21 protein-coding genes are annotated in these 17,373 nt (G+C 68.9%); 13 read left to right on the forward strand and 8 right to left on the reverse strand.

The features are described 5' to 3' along the window. Positions 1–11: 11 nt before the first annotated feature. From arsB to IB278_RS04165, 4 genes are read right to left on the reverse strand one after another with little or no spacing between them, the layout of a single operon-like run. Positions 12–1,094, reverse strand: a complete 1,083-nt coding sequence (arsB, locus tag IB278_RS04150; RefSeq protein ID WP_192322714.1) for an ACR3 family arsenite efflux transporter — start codon at positions 1,092–1,094, stop codon at positions 12–14. 7 nt (positions 1,095–1,101) lie between these two features. Next, positions 1,102–1,596: an arsenate reductase ArsC gene (locus IB278_RS04155; protein WP_192322715.1), complete on the reverse strand. Its 495-nt coding sequence runs from the start codon at positions 1,594–1,596 to the stop codon at positions 1,102–1,104. After that, a complete protein-coding gene (locus tag IB278_RS04160) occupies positions 1,593–2,078 on the reverse strand; it encodes an ArsI/CadI family heavy metal resistance metalloenzyme (protein ID WP_192322716.1) in 486 nt (161 codons plus the stop codon). The genes IB278_RS04155 and IB278_RS04160 overlap by 4 nt, the downstream gene beginning before the upstream one ends. A 13-nt stretch (positions 2,079–2,091) precedes the next feature. Further along, on the reverse strand, positions 2,092–2,415 hold the full coding sequence (locus IB278_RS04165; RefSeq protein WP_192322717.1) for an ArsR/SmtB family transcription factor: 324 nt from the start codon (positions 2,413–2,415) through the stop codon (positions 2,092–2,094). A 29-nt stretch (positions 2,416–2,444) separates the two neighbouring features. On the opposite strand from IB278_RS04165, the gene arsC reads away from it, so the two are divergent. From arsC to IB278_RS04185, 4 genes are all read left to right on the forward strand, one after another. Next, a complete protein-coding gene (gene arsC / locus IB278_RS04170) occupies positions 2,445–2,891 on the forward strand; it encodes an arsenate reductase (glutaredoxin) (protein WP_145743138.1) in 447 nt (148 codons plus the stop codon). Further along, a complete protein-coding gene (gene arsH / locus IB278_RS04175) occupies positions 2,872–3,594 on the forward strand; it encodes an arsenical resistance protein ArsH (RefSeq protein ID WP_309929192.1) in 723 nt (240 codons plus the stop codon). Before arsC ends, arsH begins: the two co-directional genes overlap by 20 nt. 93 nt (positions 3,595–3,687) lie before the next feature. Then, positions 3,688–3,879: a hypothetical protein gene (locus tag IB278_RS04180; RefSeq protein ID WP_145743136.1), complete on the forward strand. Its 192-nt coding sequence runs from the start codon at positions 3,688–3,690 to the stop codon at positions 3,877–3,879. A 51-nt stretch (positions 3,880–3,930) separates the two neighbouring features. Continuing rightward, on the forward strand, positions 3,931–5,268 hold the full coding sequence (locus tag IB278_RS04185) for an NUDIX hydrolase (protein WP_225612712.1): 1,338 nt from the start codon (positions 3,931–3,933) through the stop codon (positions 5,266–5,268). Positions 5,269–5,277: 9 nt separating this feature from the next. Here IB278_RS04185 and IB278_RS04190 read toward each other — a convergent pair whose 3' ends face one another. Then, complete coding sequence (locus IB278_RS04190) at positions 5,278–5,553, reverse strand: response regulator (RefSeq protein ID WP_225612713.1); 276 nt, start codon at positions 5,551–5,553, stop codon at positions 5,278–5,280. A gap of 299 nt (positions 5,554–5,852) precedes the next feature. Between IB278_RS04190 and IB278_RS04195 the strand changes: the two genes are divergently transcribed. The 3 genes from IB278_RS04195 (at position 5,853) to IB278_RS04205 (ending at position 6,777) form a co-directional block, all read left to right on the forward strand. After that, on the forward strand, positions 5,853–6,140 hold the full coding sequence (locus tag IB278_RS04195) for a hypothetical protein (RefSeq protein WP_192322718.1): 288 nt from the start codon (positions 5,853–5,855) through the stop codon (positions 6,138–6,140). An 83-nt stretch (positions 6,141–6,223) separates the two neighbouring features. After that, positions 6,224–6,484, forward strand: coding sequence for a hypothetical protein (locus IB278_RS04200; RefSeq protein ID WP_192322719.1), 261 nt, complete (start codon positions 6,224–6,226; stop codon positions 6,482–6,484). An 86-nt stretch (positions 6,485–6,570) separates the two neighbouring features. Then, positions 6,571–6,777: a hypothetical protein gene (locus IB278_RS04205; RefSeq protein ID WP_145743130.1), complete on the forward strand. Its 207-nt coding sequence runs from the start codon at positions 6,571–6,573 to the stop codon at positions 6,775–6,777. A 25-nt stretch (positions 6,778–6,802) separates the two neighbouring features. On the opposite strand, the gene IB278_RS04210 is transcribed toward IB278_RS04205, so the two are convergent. Continuing rightward, complete coding sequence (locus IB278_RS04210) at positions 6,803–7,222, reverse strand: Crp/Fnr family transcriptional regulator (RefSeq protein WP_145743129.1); 420 nt, start codon at positions 7,220–7,222, stop codon at positions 6,803–6,805. 79 nt (positions 7,223–7,301) lie between these two features. Then, entirely contained in the window at positions 7,302–8,243 is a 942-nt protein-coding gene (locus tag IB278_RS04215) for a LysR substrate-binding domain-containing protein (protein WP_192322720.1), read from the reverse strand. Between the two features lie 132 nt (positions 8,244–8,375). Between IB278_RS04215 and IB278_RS04220 the strand changes: the two genes are divergently transcribed. From IB278_RS04220 to hpaI, 4 genes are read left to right on the forward strand one after another with little or no spacing between them, the layout of a single operon-like run. After that, positions 8,376–9,371 (forward strand): tripartite tricarboxylate transporter substrate binding protein, encoded by a 996-nt coding sequence (locus IB278_RS04220; RefSeq protein WP_192322721.1) that lies wholly within the window; start codon positions 8,376–8,378, stop codon positions 9,369–9,371. Beyond that, positions 9,371–10,894 carry a UxaA family hydrolase gene (locus IB278_RS04225; RefSeq protein WP_192322722.1) on the forward strand — a complete coding sequence of 508 codons (1,524 nt, stop codon included), beginning with the start codon at positions 9,371–9,373 and terminating at the stop codon, positions 10,892–10,894. The genes IB278_RS04220 and IB278_RS04225 overlap by 1 nt, the downstream gene beginning before the upstream one ends. A gap of 28 nt (positions 10,895–10,922) precedes the next feature. Continuing rightward, on the forward strand, positions 10,923–12,392 hold the full coding sequence (locus tag IB278_RS04230) for an NAD-dependent succinate-semialdehyde dehydrogenase (RefSeq protein WP_192322723.1): 1,470 nt from the start codon (positions 10,923–10,925) through the stop codon (positions 12,390–12,392). Between the two features lie 35 nt (positions 12,393–12,427). Continuing rightward, positions 12,428–13,231: a 4-hydroxy-2-oxoheptanedioate aldolase gene (hpaI, locus tag IB278_RS04235; protein ID WP_192322724.1), complete on the forward strand. Its 804-nt coding sequence runs from the start codon at positions 12,428–12,430 to the stop codon at positions 13,229–13,231. 25 nt (positions 13,232–13,256) lie between these two features. Here hpaI and IB278_RS04240 read toward each other — a convergent pair whose 3' ends face one another. Continuing rightward, on the reverse strand, positions 13,257–14,306 hold the full coding sequence (locus IB278_RS04240; RefSeq protein WP_192322725.1) for a LacI family DNA-binding transcriptional regulator: 1,050 nt from the start codon (positions 14,304–14,306) through the stop codon (positions 13,257–13,259). Positions 14,307–14,429: 123 nt separating this feature from the next. Between IB278_RS04240 and IB278_RS04245 the strand changes: the two genes are divergently transcribed. Together IB278_RS04245 and IB278_RS04250 are read left to right on the forward strand one after the other, a co-directional pair. Then, positions 14,430–15,449, forward strand: coding sequence for a TRAP transporter substrate-binding protein (locus IB278_RS04245; protein ID WP_192322726.1), 1,020 nt, complete (start codon positions 14,430–14,432; stop codon positions 15,447–15,449). A gap of 6 nt (positions 15,450–15,455) precedes the next feature. Continuing rightward, a complete protein-coding gene (locus IB278_RS04250) occupies positions 15,456–17,351 on the forward strand; it encodes a TRAP transporter large permease subunit (protein WP_192322727.1) in 1,896 nt (631 codons plus the stop codon). The last annotated feature ends 22 nt before the right edge of the window (positions 17,352–17,373 follow it).

The following is a 17,373-nucleotide window of genomic DNA, read 5'->3' on the forward strand; positions in this document are numbered from 1 at the left end:
CCTGCGGACCGTCAGGCGGCCCGCACGCCTTTTTCATACCAGCCCTGCGACCGGTTGACCACCGCCACCACCAGCAGCATCACCGGCACCTCGATCAGCACGCCCACCACCGTGGCCAGCGCGGCGCCCGACTGGAAGCCGAACAGGCTGATCGCCGTGGCCACCGCGAGCTCGAAGAAATTGCTCGCGCCGATCAGCGCCGACGGCCCGGCCACGCAGTGCGCCACGCCCAGTTTGCGATTGAGCACATAGGCCAGGCCCGAATTCAGGAACACCTGGATCAGGATCGGCACCGCGAGCAGCGCGATCACCAGCGGCTGCCGCAGGATGGCTTCGCCCTGGAAGGCGAACAGCAGCACCAGCGTCAGCAGCAGCGCCGAGATCGACCAGGGCCCGAGCCGCGCCGCCACCGCCTGGAAGTGCGCCGTTCCGCGCTTGAGCAGCTGCCTGCGCAGCAGTTGCGCAATGGCCACCGGCACCACGATGTACAGGCCCACCGAGGTCAAGAGCGTGTCCCAGGGCACCGTGATCGACGACAGCCCGAGCAGCAGTGCGACCACCGGCGCGAAGGCCACCACCATGATCGCGTCGTTCAGCGCCACCTGCGACAGCGTGAAGTACGGGTCGCCCCTGCACAGCTGGCTCCACACGAACACCATCGCCGTGCAGGGCGCCGCGGCCAAGAGGATCAAGCCCGCGATGTAGCTGTCGAGTTGCGAGGGCGGAAGCAGCGGCGCGAACACGTGGCGGATGAAGATCCAGCCCAAGAGCGCCATCGAGAACGGCTTCACGGCCCAGTTGATGAAGAGCGTGACGCCGATGCCGCGCCAGTGCGCCTTCACCTGCCCGAGCGCCGCGAAGTCGATCTTCAGCAGCATCGGGATGATCATCACCCAGATCAGCACGCCGACCGGCACGTTGACCCTGGCCACCTCCAGCGAGGCAATGCCGCGGAACACGCCCGGCAGCCACTGGCCCAGCGCAACGCCCGCCACGATGCACAGCGCCACCCACACCGTGAGGTAGCGCTCGAAGAAGCCGATGGCGGGCGGCGGTGCGGAAGACGCCACGGCGGCGGCGGTGTTGGAGCTCATGGAAAGATCAGCTTTCGGAAATCGCGGCCAGCGCCGCCTGGAGTTCGGCGTCCGCCATCGATTCGATCGGCAGCGCCAGCAGTTGCAGGAGACGGTAGGCCAGGGCCTGGCGCGTCAGCTCGAAGGCCACCCGCCGGCCTTCGTCGCCGCCGGGCGCGTTCGACGGGTCGGGGTAGCCCCAATGCACCTGCACCGGGCTGCCGGGCCAGTAGGGGCAGGCTTCCTGCGCGGCACTGTCGCACACGGTGATGACGATGCGCATGGCCGGCTTGCCTTCGCCCACGAACTCGTCCCAGCTCTTGCTGCGGAAGGCCGACACGTCGACGCCCGCATTGGCGAGCGCCTCGAGCGCGAAAGGGTTCAGCCGGCCGCTCGGCGCGCTGCCGGCGCTGTAGGCCCGCACGTCCCTGCCCGCCTTTTGCGCCAGGTGGTTGAGCATGCCTTCGGCGAGCACGCTGCGCGCCGAGTTGTGCGTGCACAGGATCAGCACGTTGACCGTCATCGCGCGGCCTGCTGGACCTTGCCGATGTCGTGGAGCCGCGGATGAATGGTCACGGCTTCGCTGCGCGGTGCGCAGCATGCGGTGCCCTGGCTCGCAACCGCCCTCGTCTCCCCATATACCGGCACATTGCCCAGCGTGTGGAAGTGCTCCCAGGCAATGCCCTGCGGATCGGTGATCCAGTGCTTTTCGCTGCGTGCGTAGCAGCAGGTGGTCGCGCCTTCGTCGAAGGTCTCGATCTCGGCCTGGGCGGCGCGGGCCTTGAGTTCCGCGAGTTCTTCCTCGTTCTCGGCCTGCAGCCCCAGATGGTCGATGCCCGTCGCGCCGGCGCGCGTGGACACCGCAAAATTCACCGGCGGATCGTCGAGCATCCACTTGGCGTAGTCGCTTTCCACCCGCGCCGGCTCCGAGGCGAAAAGCCTGGAGTAGAAGGCGATGCTCGCCGGCAGATCCTGGACGTTCAGATGCACATGGAATCGCTTCATGGCTGTTTCTCCTTCAGCATGGACAAGCCTGCGCCGCCTGGGGCAGGCAAGCCTCGCCCTGGCAGCAGTTTTCGGTGAGGTAGCCGATGAGCGCGTTCATTTGCCCGAAGGCCGCGCGGTAGATCAGGTTGCGGCCGCTGCGCTCCTGCGTCACCAGCCCCGAATGGGTCAGCTCCTTCAGGTGGAACGAGAGGCTGGTGGCCGGCACGTCGAGCGCCTCCACCAGCGCACCGGGCGTGAGCCCCGCCGGGCCCGCCACCACCAGCGCGCGGAACACCTGCAGGCGCACCGGCTGGGCCAGCGCGGCCAGGGATCTGACGATGACTTGTTCTTCCATATTTCAATAATAGTTGCATAATCGTAAGAATGCAATCGACCAGCCCCTCCATCACCATCTTTCACAACCCCGCGTGCGGCACCTCGCGCAACACGCTGGCGCTGATCCGCAACAGCGGCGAAGAGCCCCGCGTCATTGAATACCTGAAGACCCCGCCCACCAGGGAAACGCTGCGCGAGCTGCTCGCCGCCATGGCCATGGCGCCGCGCGCGCTGCTGCGCCGCAAGGGCACGCCCTGCGACGAACTCGGGCTCGACGATCCGAAGTGGTCGGACGAACAGCTGCTCGATTTCATGCTCGCGCATCCGATCCTCATCAACCGCCCGATCGTCGTCACGCCGCTCGGCACTCGGCTGTGCCGGCCTTCGGAAGAGGTGCTCGACATCCTGCCCTCGCCGCAAAAAGGCCCGTTCACCAAGGAAGACGGCGAGCAGGTCATCGACGCGGAGGGCCGCCGTGTCAGTCGCGCTGCCTGAGCTTCCGAACATCGACGCCGAGCTGTTCGACCGGCCCTCGCCCGAGCGTTTCTCCAGCGCCGCGCCGGCGCGCCACGCACCGCGCTTCCTGCTGCTGTACGGCTCGCTGCGCGAGCGCTCCTACAGCCGCCTGCTGACCGAGGAGGCCGCGCGGCTGCTGCAGGCCATGGGCGGCGAAACGCGCATCTTCGATCCGGCCGGCCTGCCGCTGCCCGACAGCGCGCCGGACGATCATCCGAAGGTGCAGGAACTGCGCGAACTCGCGCAATGGGCCGAAGGCATGGTGTGGTGCTCGCCCGAGCGCCACGGCGCCATGACCGGCATCATGAAGGCGCAGATCGACTGGATTCCGCTCAGCGTGGGCGCCGTGCGGCCCACGCAGGGCAAGACGCTGGCCGTCATGCAGGTGTCGGGCGGATCGCAGTCGTTCAACGCCGTGAACCAGCTGCGCGTGCTCGGGCGCTGGATGCGCATGCTGACCATTCCCAACCAGTCGTCGGTCGCCAAGGCCTTCCTGGAGTTCGACGAGGCCGGTCGGATGAAGCCCTCCGCCTATTACGAGCGGGTGGTCGACGTGATGGAGGAACTGATGAAGTTCACCTTGCTCACGCGCGATGCGGCCGCCTACCTGGTCGACCGCTACAGCGAGCGCAGGGAAAACGCCGAGCAGCTTTCCAGGCGCGTGAACCAGCGCGCGATCTGAAGCATTGCCGCGCGGCGTCCTACGCCCGCATGCAGGCTGTCCGACATCGGTGCGACGCGGCCGCGATAAGGTGATTCACGCAAGGAGGTCAGCATGAGCCCATCCAGGTCGAAAGAAGGCCGCGCCCCGCGGCTGGTGCGACCCGCACCGAGCCGGCGCGTGCCGGCGACCCCAAAATCCGAAGGCCCCGTCGCCACGCCCAAGGTCAACGAGGGCGCATCGCTCGGCAAGTCCGCCAACTCCAGCGCCGGCGGCGCCGCGGGGCAGCTGACGCCCAAGGACTGAAGCGCGGCTGCGCGGCACGGGCCCGCCAATCTGGCCCGACAATCGGCGCCCATGAATGCCAAGCCTTCGACGACAACGGCCCCGCCGGGCCCAGCGCCGTCCCTGCCGCGCCCCATCCGCGTCGCGGCCTCCCTGATCCTGCTGCGCGACGGCGCCGACGGCATGGAAGTGCTGCTGCTGCGCCGTGCCGAGAAGGCTGACGACCAGAACAGCGGCGCCAGCGTGTTTCCGGGCGGCGTGGTCGATGCGCACGACCGCCGCCTGCACCTGATGTGCAAGGGCCTGGACGACGCCGCGGCCAGCGCACGCCTGGGCCTGCCCGATGGCGGCCTCGACTACTACGCCGCCGCGGTGCGCGAATGCTTCGAGGAAGCGGGCGTCCTGTTCGCAAGCGACGCCGGCGACCGCCTGGCCGAACTCGACGGTCTGCCGCCGGGCCGGCTCGAATCCATGCGCCATGCCGCCGAGCAAGGCACCGATGCGCTACTCGCCATGTGCGAGGCGCAGGGCTGGCGCCTGGCGATGGACCGGCTCGCCTATTTCAGCCACTGGCTCACGCCGCCCGGCATGCCGCGCCGCTTCGACACCCGCTTCTTCATTGCGCAGATGCCACCGGGCCAGGCCGTGAAGCCCGACGGCCGCGAGACCGTGGCGCACATGTGGCTCAAGCCCGCGGAGGCGGCGGACCCGCGCCGCGGCCTCAAGCTGATGAACGTGACGCGGCGCACGCTCGAAGAACTCGCAGGCTTCGGCAGCGCCGCCGACTGCATGGCGCATGCGCGGGCGCTGACGCGGATCGTGCTGAACATGCCTCGCCTGGCCGACGGGCCCGCGGGCCGCCGCGCGGTGAACATCGACGAGGCCGCCTACCAGGAGATCGGCCACCTCGATCCCGAAGGCAAGGGCCATGCGCACTACGCGCTCGAGCCCGGCCTCGTCACGCGGCTGTCGGCGCGCGTGCAGCGCGTGGCCGGCGCAGCGGATTCGCCTCACGGCTATTTCGTCGGCGGCGAAGGCGGCCACTGGGCATTGATCGACCCCCTGCCGCACGGCCTGGCGCAGAACGCGGCGCCGGGCCAGGTGAAGTGGCTGCTCTGGACAGGGGCGGGTACACAGCCCTCGGCCGCGTCGCTCGAGGGGCTTCGATCGGCATGGCCCGATGCCGCCGCGCTGTGGCCGCAGCCCGGGGACACGCTGCGCCTTGCAGGCGCCACGCTGCATGTACAAGAGCCGGGCCCGGCCGGCCAGGGCGGGCCCGCGCGGCAATTCCTGCTGGCCGAGGAACGCATGCTCTTCACCGGCCGCGCCGCGGCGCACGCAGCGCACGCCACTGGCGAGGCCGAATGGATCGCGCCGGCCAGCGGTTTCATCTACCGCGCGCCACGCTAGCGCAAGCTCTCACAGCCGGCCGATGGCGGCCTTGAGTTCATCGAGCGAAGCGGGCTTCGGCAGGTGCGCGTTGAAGCCTGCCTCGAGCGCCCGGCGCGCATCGGCGCGGCGGCCGAAGCCGGACATCGCGATGGAAGGAAGCTCGCGCGTGGCCGGCCGCCGCCGCACCTCGGCAATGAACTGGTAGCCATCCATCTCGGGCATGCCGAGGTCCGACACCAGCAGGTCGTCCGCCCGCGGATGCGCCGATGCCGACCACCGGGAAGCCCAGCGCGCTGGGCGCAAGCTCGCCTTTGTCGGCGGCAGGTGACGGCGGGGGATTCGATGGGGGCATTGGAGTCAATGCGGGACCGGAGCCTCCGGTCCTGCGGTGCGCGGCGCGGTATCTTGCCGCGGCCGCTGGATGTAGTCTGCGCTGCCACCTCAGATGCGAAAGGTTCCTACGCAGCACCTTCGATTGCCATGCAGTACTTCTTCTCGCGCGGCCTGAACCATGCGGCCGGTGGCGCCGCTCAGCGATGCGGCGCTCGCGCGCAAGGCGCGCAAGGCGGGATGGGCGTGCCCGCGCCCAAGGAGCATTCGCAATGAACACGCAGGACGCAGCCGCCGGAAGCGGCACCGAAGAACCGGGCATCGACTTCATCTACCGGGGCTGGCACTTCAAGTACGGTGCGCAGCGCACGGGCCCGGGCGTGTACCGCCCCGTGGTCGTGTGCCTTGGCCGGGGGCATGGCCCGGAGCAAAAAGAGACGCTGCCCAGCGACACCGACGAGATCGCCTATGCCACCGAGGCGGAGGCGCTGCGGCACGCAGAGCAGCAGGCGATGCGCTGGGTGCACGACCGCACCGGCGATGGCCAGGGTCAACTCTGACGCGGCGCGCCCGGCCTCCGCCCGAATCTTCTTCGACACCACGCCGGGCCGAGGTCGTTCCGCGAAACAGTGAAGGAACATCCATGACCGCATTGGACCTGTTGAACCTGGATGTACTGCTCGCGCGCAGCGTGCTGCTGCGCGCCGACTACGTGCAGGTGCAGAGCCGCATCCGAGACGCGCTGTCGCGCCACCGGCTCGCTGCCGGCAGCGTCCCGGCGGACGAGGACTTCGGCGAGCTCATCCACGCCATGAGCCGCTCGCTCTCGGCCGACGCGCGCTACCTCTGCACGCTGTCGGCCATGGTGCGCGGCATCATCGAGCGGGCCAGGGCCGAGGCCTGAACGCCCGCCCGCTCCTGTTTTCTGCGACAGGAAGCCGAGCCGCCGTCCGACACTTCGCGCCGATCCACCGGCGCAGCGTTCCAAGCATGAAGCCCTCTAGACAAGTCAAGTCCGACGAACGCGACAACGCGCGCGTGTTCCGCTGGGGCATCGGCGCGGCCATCTTCGTTTTCATCCTGGCGCTGGCCTACAACTTCCTGACCCAGACGCGCGAGGAAGGGCCGGTCAAGCCGTCGACACCAACCCAGAGCGCGCCGCAGACGGCTCCGGCCAACCCGCCGCCGGGCAAATAGCGCATCGGCCGCCGCCGGCCCGCGCCTATCCCAGCCCGAGCTGCCCGCGCATGGCCCTCGTGCGCTCGATGGCCATGCCCAGCAGCTTCAGCGCCACCTGCGGGTGCTGCTCGCAGAGCCCGCGCATGGCCGCCACGGGAATCAGGTACACCGATGAAGCCTCGGCCGCCACCAGCGTGTGCTTCGCCTCGTAGCGGTCTTCGCTGAGCGAAGGGCCAAGGAAGAAGTCGTGCTGGCAGATCAGGTCGGTGACGACATCGGCGCCACCCGCGCGTCCGTGGCTCACCACCTGGAGCAGCCCGTTCGCCACGCAATAGACCCGGTCGGTCCACTCGCCCGAGGCAAGAACGGTTTCGTCGCACTGGTAGGAGCGCAGTTCGCTGGCCTCGTCCAATGCCGTGCGGTCCGGATGCGGCAGATCGGCGACCAGGGTATGCAAATACATGTCCGAATGGTCTCCGAAGGCACTGCAGAGTGCATACCCATGAATTGGGGATGCCGCGCCGCAAAGCCGCGGCGCCGCCTCAAGCCGTGGATCTGGCCCTGGCCGCACGCCGCAGGCAATCGATCAACTGCTGCGTGCTGGGCGTGCGCCGGCGCCCGCGCATGGTGATGAGGCCCACCGGCGGCAGCTCGATCGGCACCTTGAGCGCCAGCACCTTGAGCATGCCCTGCTGCTGGAAATGCCGCGCCACCGAACGCGCCATGAAGGCCACGGCATCGCGCTGCTGCAGGAAGCTGATCTGTGCGAGGAAGGAGGCCGATTCGATGATGTCCGCCGGCGGATGCACCCCATCGCGAAAGAACATCTGGTCGAGCTTCACGCGCAAGGAGGCCCAGGGCGGCGGCATCACGCAGCGCTCCCTGGCCAGGTCGGCCCAGCCCGGTCGGCGCTTCGCGGCCAGCGCATGCCCGGGCCGCACCACCACCTGCATGGGCTCGGCATGCAGCGCCTCGGTTTCGAGGTCGGGCGCCGCGTAGCCGGGCTCCAGCCGCCCCACGAACAGGTCGAGCTCGCCCAGGCGCAGCTTGGGCAAGAGGCGCGTGAGGTCGCCCTCTTCCACCAGCACCGTGGTCTGCGAGGAGTTGGCCTTGAGCATCTCGACCGCGCGCGCCAGCAGCACCGGCATGGCCACCACCATGGCGCCCACGCTGGTGCGGCCCGCAGCGCCGCTGGCCACGGCCGCGATCTCGTCGCGCGTGCGGTCGTAGTCGGCCAGCACCGAGCGCGCGAAGCGCACCACGCTCTCGCCATAGGGCGTGGGCTCGGTGCCGCGCGTGGAGCGCTCGAACAGCGCCAGGCCGAACATGCGTTCGATCTCCACCAGCGACTTGGACACCGCCGGCTGCGTGACCGACAGGAACTCGGCCGCACGGCCCAGGTGGCGGAACTGGTCGAGCGCCACCAGCATCTGCAGGTGGCGCAACTTGAGGTTGGAACGCAGGACGCGGTCGATCTGGCTCATCGTGGTGTGTGCGGCATTTTTCTCTTCATAACCTCCGGGCTATGAAGCGAGTCCGCTATTTCATTGGATTGCAATGATTGTCTACTGAAGAATGCGCCCAGCTTTCTCGAACAACAATCGTCGGAGACACACATGACCTTCTCTCGCACCCTGCAGCGGCGCCAATTGGTGCTGGGCGGCCTCGGCGCCGCCGCGCTCGCCACCGCCACCGGCCGCGCCTTCGCGGCCGACTATCCGGAACGCCCCATCACCTTCATCTGCCCGTGGCCCGCGGGCGGCACCGCCGACCGCTCGATGCGCACCATCTGTCAGATTGCCGCGCGCGAACTCGGCCAGCCGATTGCGCTGGAGAACCGTGCGGGCGCCTCGGGAATGATCGGCACCAAGGCGCTGGCCTCGGCCCGGCCGGACGGCTACACCATCGGCCAGATCCCCATCTCGGTGACGCGCTTCGCGCAGATCGGCACCGTGCAGATCGATCCGCTCAAGGACCTGAGCTACCTGGCGCGCACCTCGGGCCAGACCTTCGGCATCGCGGTGCCGGCCAGCTCGCCCTTCAAGTCGCTGCGCGACATGGTGGCGCAGGCCAAGGCCAAGCCCGGCGTCGTCAGCTACGCCCATGCCGGCGTGGGCGGCGCCACCCACGTGGGCATGGAGCAGTTCGCGCAGGCGGCCGGCGTCAAGTTCAATGCCATTGCCTACAAGGGCGGTTCGGCCGCGCTGCAGGACGTGCTGGGCGAACAGGTCGACATGCTGGCCGACAGCAGCTCCTGGGCGCCGCACGTCGAAAGCGGCAAGCTGCGCCTGCTCGCCACCTGGGGCGAGGCGCGCACGCCGCGCTTCAAGGACACGCCCACGCTCAAGGAGCTGGGCTACGACGTGGTGGTGGAAGCACCCAACGGCATCGGCGCGCCGCGCGGGCTGCCGCCGGCGGTGGAAAAGAAGCTGCGCGACGCGTTCCGCGTGGCCGTTGCCAGCGAAGAATTCAAGAAGGTGGCCGACAGCATCGACGCGCCGGTCATGTACCAGGACGGCCCCGACTACCGCAAGTACGTCGAAGCCGTCTACAGGCAGGAGACCGAGCTGATCCGCAAGCTCAATCTCAAGGAACTGATGGAGAAGGGTTGATGAACGACAGCCCCCTGCTTCGCCTGCACCCGCACGACAACGTGCTGGTTGCCAAGACGCCCATTGCCCTGGGCGAGACGATTGCCGAGTTCGGCGTGCGCGCACGCGCGCAGATTCCCGCGGGGCACAAGATCGCCTCGCGCGCCATTGCAGCCGGCGAGCAGGTGAAGAAGTACGACACCGTCATCGGCGTGGCCTCGCGCGACCTGGAGGCCGGCGACTACGTGCACAGCCACAACCTGACGCTGGTGGACTCCTACCGCGACCCCGCCTTCTGCCAGGACCTGCGGCCGGTGGCCTACGTGCCCGAGGCCGAGCGCGCCAGCTTCATGGGCTTTGTGCGGGCCGACGGCCGCGTGGGCACGCGCAACTTCATCGGCATCCTGTCGTCGGTCAACTGCTCGGCCACCGTCATCAAGCGCATTGCCGCGCACTTCACGCCCGAGCGGCTCGCGGCCTTTCCGAACGTAGACGGCGTGGCCGCCTTCGCGCAGACCAGCGGCTGCGGCATGTCGTCGCCGAGCGAGCATTTCGACGTGCTGCGCCGCACCCTGGCCGGCTATGCGCGCCATCCCAATCTGGCCGGCGTGCTGATCGTGGGCCTGGGCTGCGAGCGCAACCAGGTCGATGCGCTGGTCGATTCGCAGGGCCTGCAGCAGGGCCGCCTGATGCGCACGATGGTGATGCAGGAGGTGGGCGGCACGCGCCAGACCATCGAGGCCGGTATCCGCGCGGTGGAAGAAATGCTGCCCGAGGCCAACGCCGCGCAGCGCACCCGCGTGGGCGCCAACCACCTGAAGATCGGGCTGGAATGCGGCGGCTCCGACGGCTTCTCGGGCATCACCGCCAACCCGGCGCTGGGCGCGGCCATGGACGTGCTGGTGCGCCACGGCGGCACCGCCATTCTTTCCGAAACGCCCGAGATCCACGGCGTCGAGTTCATGCTCACGCGGCGCGCCGCGACGCCCGAGGTCGGCCAGAAGCTGCTCGACCGGCTGGCCTGGTGGGAGCGCTACACGGCCGGCCAGAACGCGCAGTTCAACGGCGTGGTCGGGCATGGCAACCAGGCCGGCGGGCTGGCCAACATCTTCGAGAAATCGCTCGGCTCGGCCATGAAGGGCGGCACCACGCCGCTGCAGGCCGTGTACGAATATGCGGAGCCCATCGACCAGGCCGGCTTCGTCTTCATGGATTCGCCGGGCTACGACCCGGTGGCGGTCACCGGGCAGATCGCGAGCGGCGCGCAGCTGATCTGCTTCACCACCGGACGCGGCTCGATGTTCGGCAGCAAGCCCGCGCCGACCATCAAGCTGGCCAGCAACACGCCGATGTTCAAGCGCCTCGAGGAGGACATGGACATCAACTGCGGCGTGGTGATCGACGGCGAACTCTCGGTGCCTGAATTGGGCCAGCAGATCTTCGAACAGATCCTGCGCCACGCCTCCGGCGAGCGCACGCGCAGCGAAGCGCTGGGCCTGGGAGACCACGAGTTCGTGCCGTGGCACCTCGGCATCGTAAGTTGACCTTCTCCCCTTTTTGACGCCGACGGACATGTCCCTTACCCTCAACCGCCCCGAACTGCAGCGCACCGCCAACTTCATTGCCGGCGAATGGTGCAGCGCCGCCGACCGTACGCTGGACGTGACCGACCCGGCCACCGGCGCGCTCATCGCGCAGGTGCCCGACTCCGGCGCGGATGCAGCGCGTGCCGCCGCCGATGCCGCGCACGCCGCCTTCCCCGCCTGGCGCCGCACGCCAGCTAAGCAGCGCGCGCAGATCCTCAAGCGCTGGAACGACCTGGTGCTCGCGCATCAGGACGATCTGGGCCGCCTGATCTCGCGCGAACAGGGCAAGCCGCTGGCCGAAGGCATCGGCGAAGTGGCCTACGCCGCCAGCTACATCGAGTGGTTTGCCGAAGAGGCCACGCGCGCCAACGGCGACGTGATTCCCGCGCCCGTTCCCGGCCGGCGCATGTTCGCCATCAAGGAGCCGGTGGGCGTGGTGGCCGCCATCACGCCGTGGAACTTTCCGGCCGCGATGATCGCGCGCAAGATCGCGCCGGCGTTGGCCGCGGGCTGCACCGTGGTGTGCAAGCCGGCCGAGGACACGCCGCTGACCTCGCTCGCGCTCGTCAGGCTCGCGCAGGAGGCCGGCGTGCCCGCGGGCGTACTCAACATCGTGACGGCCTCGCGCGAGCGCACGCCCGAGGTGGTCGACGTGTGGCTCGACGATGCCCGCGTGCGCAAGATCACCTTCACCGGATCGACGCCGGTCGGCAAGCACCTCGCGCGCCGCTCGGCCGATACGCTCAAGAAACTCTCGCTCGAGCTCGGCGGCAATGCGCCCTTCATCGTGTTCGAGGATGCCGACCTGCACGCCGCGGTCGACGGCCTGATGGCGGCCAAGTTCCGCAACGGCGGCCAGACCTGTGTGTGCCCGAATCGCGTGTTCGTGCACGAGGCCGTGCATGACGAATTTGCCGAGCTGCTGGCCGCGCGCGTTGCGGCACTGCGCGTAGGCCCGGCCGGCGACTCCGCCTCGCAGATCGGCCCGATGATCAATGCCCGTGCCATCGAGAAGATCGAGCGCCATGTGCAGGACGCCGTGGCGCGCGGCGCACGCGTGCTCGCCGGCGGCACGCGGCTGCCCGCGCTGGGGCCGAACTACTTCGCGCCCACCGTGCTCGTGAATGCCGACGCCACCATGGCCTGCGCCTGCGAAGAAACTTTTGGCCCCGTCGTTCCGCTGACGCGCTTCGCCAATGAAGCCGAGGTGGTGGCCCAGGCCAACGACACGCCCTTCGGCCTGGCCGCGTACTTCTACTCGCGCGACCTGCGCCGCATCTGGCGCGTGGCGGATGCGCTCGAAGCCGGCATCGTCGGCATCAACGAAGGCGCCCTGGCCGCGGAGGCTGCGCCCTTCGGCGGCGTGAAGGATTCGGGCTACGGCCGCGAAGGCTCGGTCCACGGGCTGGACGACTACCTGCACACCAAATACGTCTGCCAGGGCCAGCTGGACTGACGCCACACGCCCACGCAACACCTTCAAGAGACCTCATGCCCGCCCTCAACCCCTTCAAGACAGCACTGGCCACCCAACAGCCGCAGATCGGCCTCTGGCTCTCGATGGCCGACCCGTACATGGCCGAGGTGAGCGCCACCGCCGGCTTCGACTGGCTGCTGATCGATGGCGAGCATGCGCCCAACGACCTGCGCTCGACGCTGGCCGCGTTGCAGGCCGTGGCGCCGCACCGCGCCCAGCCGGTGGTGCGCGCGGTGCAGGGCGACACGGCCCTCATCAAGCAGCTGCTCGACATCGGTGCCAAGAACCTGCTGGTGCCCATGGTCGACACGGCCGAGCAGGCGCGCGCACTGGTGTCGGCCACGCGCTATCCGCCGCTGGGCATCCGCGGCGTCGGCAGCGCGGTGGGCCGCGCCTCGCAGTGGAGCGCGCGCACCGACTACCTCGACGTGGCCGATGCGGAAGTCTGCCTGCTGGTGCAGGCCGAAACCGTGGCGGCACTTGCCAACCTGCCGCAGATCTGCGCGGTGGACGGCATCGACGGCGTCTTCATCGGCCCGGCCGACCTGGCCGCGTCGATGGGCCACCGCGGCCGGCCCGGGCACCCCGAGGTGCAGGCCGCGATCGAAGCCGCGATGCGCACCATCGTGGCCTCGGGCAAGGCCGCGGGCACGCTGACCTCGGATCCGAAGCTGGCCCGGCGCTACCTGGAACTGGGCTGCAGCTTTGTCGCGGTGGGTGTCGACGTGCTGCTGTATGCGGGCGCGGCACGCAGGCTCGCGGCCGACTTCAGCGGTGCGCCGCCGGCCGAAGAGCCCGCGCCGCGCGCGGCCTACTGAACGAAGGCCTCGTCGCGAGACGAACCTAAGGAAGGTTCTCGCGAAAGATCACCTGGCTGCGGGTGGTTTCCACGCCGCTGAGCGCGTCGCGCCCGTCGCGCAGGTTGGCGAAGATGCGCACGCAGTTCATCAGCGTGGTGTGCGGGCTCTGCGTGATCACCGCATCCATGCTGCCGTCGATCAGCAGCGTACGCGTGTCGGGCGTGAGCCCGTGCCCGATGAACACCACCTTCTGCTCGCGCCCCGCTTCCTTCAGCGCGCGCGCCACGCCGTCGGACGCTCCGCCGATGTTGTAGATGCCGCCCATGTCGGGGTATTGCTCCAGCAGCGCGCGCGTCTGGCGGTAGTTCTTGCCCGCATCGTCCTGGCCTTCGCGCAGGCCCACCACTTCGAGCCGCGGGAACATCTCGTCGATCACGTGCAGGAAGCCCGCCTCGCGCTCCTCGTGGGCCTTGTAGCTCAGGCTGCCCGCGATGAGCGCGACTTTCGCGGCGCGCGCGCCGATGAAGCGGCCGATCAGGTAGCCCGCGGTGCGGCCGGCCGCGCGGTTGTCCAGCCCCACGAAGGCGGCGCGCTCGGAGTTCGACAGGTCGGAGATCAGCGTGACCACCGGCAGCCCGCGCGCCGCCAGCGCCGCCACCGCCTCGCGCACCGCCGGGTGCTCCAGCGCCATCATCGCGATGCCGTCGCAGCGCTGGCCATGGCGGCGCAGTGCATCGGCCAGCTCGTGCGGGTTGAAGCTCTCGATGAACACCGTGCGGCACTGCACGTTGAACGGCGCCCAGTGCTCCTGCGAATAGCCCACCATGTCGCCCAGCATGCGGATGAAGCGGTTGGTGCCGGCCGGCAGCAGGAACACCAGCCGCAAAGGCGGCGGCGTGAGCGCGGCATAGAGCTCGGGGCCCGGCAGGTAGTCGAGCTCGCCCGCGGCCTTGAGCACGCGCTGCACCGTGGCGTCGCGCACGCCGGGGCGGCGGTTGAGCACGCGGTCGACGGTGGCGGTCGACACCTGCGCGGCCCGTGCGATGTCGACCACGCGGGCGCGCCGCGCATCGGTTGAAGGGTTATCCCGCATACATCAAAAACCATCAAGATCGAGTTTGACCCGGATCATGCATCCTTTTATCTTCGCTGTGGCTCGAATCCAATGGTGCATCAGATTGCATCAACCGCATTCCGAAGATCCTGGAGACAAAACATGACCTTGCAGACCCGCCGCAGTGCCCTGCGCACGCTTTCCGCCCTCCCCGCCGCCGGCATCGTGTCGGCGCTGCCGCGCATCGCGCGCGCCGCGGAGTTCTCGTACAAGTACGGCAACAACCTGCCGCTCAGCCATCCGCTGAACATCCGCGCGCAGGAGGCGGCCGACCGCATTGCCAAGGAAAGCAAGGGCCGGGTCGAGATCAAGATCTTCCCCAACAACCAGCTCGGCGGCGACACCGACATGCTGGCGCAGGTGCGCTCGGGCGGCATCGAGTTCTTCACGCCCTCGGCGCTGGTGATTGCCACGCTGGTGCCGGTCGCGGCCATCAACGCCGTGGGCTTCGCGTTCAACGACTACGGCCAGGTGTGGGGCGCGATGGACGGCAAGCTCGGCGCCCACGTGCGCGGCGCCATCGCCAAGTCGCGCCTCTACGCCTTCGAGAAGATGTGGGACAACGGCTTTCGCCAGACCACCAGCAGCAAGGCGCCGGTCACCAATGCCAAGGACATGGACGGCCTGAAGATCCGCGTGCCCGTGAGCCCGCTGTCGATCTCGATGTTCAAGGGCCTGGGCGCCGCGCCCGCGAGCCTGCAGTTCAGCGAGGTGTATTCCGCGCTGCAGACCAAGATCGTCGATGCGCAGGAAAATCCGCTGCCGATCATCCAGGTGGCCAAGCTGTTCGAGGTACAGAAGTTCTGCTCGCTCACCAACCACATCTGGGACGGCTACTGGTTCGTTGCCAACGGCCGCGCGTGGGAAGCATTGCCCGACGACCTCAAGACCATCGTGGCGCGCGCCATCAACGACGCCGGCATGCAGCAGCGCGAGGACATCAAGAAACTCAATGAATCGGTGGTCGGCGACCTGCAGGCCAAGGGCCTCAGCATCAACCGCCCGGTGGCCGAGAGCTTTCGCGCCAAGCTGCGCGAATCGGGCTTCTACGGCGAGTGGAAGGGCCGCTTCGGCCCCGAGGCGTGGGCGCTGCTCGAAGGCGCCGTCGGCAAGCTGGCCTGAGCGTCCATGGTGCATGAATCCACTTTCGAGGCGGCCCCGTTCGTGGGCGCCGGACCATCCGCCAACGCGCTGAGCGGCCTGGCCGGGCGCGCCGACCGCGTGCTGGGCGGCGTGGTCGAAGCCGTGGCCGCGCTGCTGGTGCTGGCCGAGATCTGCGTGCTGTTCGCGGGCGTGGTGTCGCGCTATGTGTTCCATGCACCGCTGGTGTGGTCGGACGAGCTCGCGTCGATCCTCTTCCTGTGGCTGTCGATGCTGGGCGCGGTGGTGGCGCTGCGGCGGGGCGAGCACATGCGCATGACGGCGCTGCTTCAGAAGGTGCAGCCATCGACGCGCGCCATGCTCGACGCCTTTGCCATCGCGGCCTCGGTCGCGTTCCTGGTGCTGATCATCTGGCCCTCGGTCGACTATGCGCACGAGGAGTCGTTCATCGTCACGCCCGCGCTGGAGATCAGCAACGCCTGGCGCGCCGCGGCCATTCCGGCGGGCATCGGCATCATGCTGGCGATGGCGCTGCTGCGCCTGGTGCGCGTGTGCACCGGGCGGCAGATCGCGGTCGCGCTGCTCGGCATGGGCGCGCTGGTGGCGGCCTTCTGGCTGGCGGCGCCGCTGTTCGCGACGCTCGGCAAGTTCAACCTCGTGATCTTCTTCGTGGTGGTGGTGGCGGCCACCGTGCTCTCGGGCGTGCCCATCGCGTTCTCGTTCGCGCTGGCCACCTTCGGCTACCTGGCGCTCACCACGCGCACGCCGCTCCTGGTGATGGTGGGCCGGCTCGACGAAGGCATGTCGCACCTGATCCTGCTCGCGGTGCCGCTCTTCATCTTCCTGGGCGCACTCATCGAGATGACGGGCATGGCGCGCGCCATGATCCAGTTCCTTGCGAGCCTCTTGGGCCATGTGCGCGGCGGCTTGTCGTATGTGCTGATCGGCGCGATGTACCTGGTGTCGGGCATCTCGGGCTCCAAGATCGCCGACATGGCGGCCATTGCGCCCGTGCTGTTCCCCGAGATGGTCAAGCGCGGCGCCAAGCCCGGCGACCTGGTCGCGCTGCTGTCGGCCACCGGCGCGCAGACCGAAACCATTCCGCCGTCGATCGTGCTCATCACCATCGGCTCGGTCACGGGCATTTCGATTGCCGCGCTGTTCACGGGCGGGCTGCTGCCGGCCGTGGTGCTGGGCGCCGCGCTGTGCGTGGTGGTGTGGTGGCGCTACCGGCGCGAAGACCTGAGCGGCGTTGCGCGCCACAGCAAGCGCGAGATCGGCAAGCTGCTGCTGGTCGCGCTGCCCGCGGTGCTGCTGCCCTTCGTGATCCGCGCCGCCGTAGTCGAGGGCGTGGCCACGGCCACCGAGGTGTCGACCATCGGCATCGTCTACTCGGCCATCGTCGGGCTCTTCGTGTACCGGCAGTTCGACTGGAAGCGGCTCAAGCCGATGCTGGTCGACACGGCCTCGCTCTCGGGCGCCATCATCTTCATCGTCGGCTGTGCCACGGCCATGGCCTGGGGCCTCACGCAGTCGGGCTTCTCGCAGGACCTGGCGCGCGTCATGGGTGCGCTGCCGGGCGGCGCCTACGGCTTCCTGGCCGTGTCGATCGTGGCCTTCATCGTGCTGGGCAGCGTGCTCGAGGGCATTCCGGCCATCGTGCTGTTCGGGCCGCTGCTGTTTCCCATTGCCAAGGCCGCGGGCGTGCACGAGGTGCACTACGCCATGGTCGTGATCTTCGCGATGGGCATCGGCCTGTTCGCGCCGCCCTTCGGCGTGGGCTACTACGGCGCCTGCGCCGTGAGCAAGGTCAACCCGGACGAAGGCATCAAGCACATCTGGGGCTACATCGCCGCGATGCTGGTGGGCCTGGTGATCGTGGCCGCGTTCCCGTGGTTCTCGACCGGTTTTCTCAAGTTCTGACCACAACAACACACTCACACCA

It is taken from the genome of Variovorax sp. VRV01 (genome assembly GCF_014852545.1).
Taxonomy (GTDB): domain Bacteria; phylum Pseudomonadota; class Gammaproteobacteria; order Burkholderiales; family Burkholderiaceae_C; genus Variovorax; species Variovorax beijingensis_A.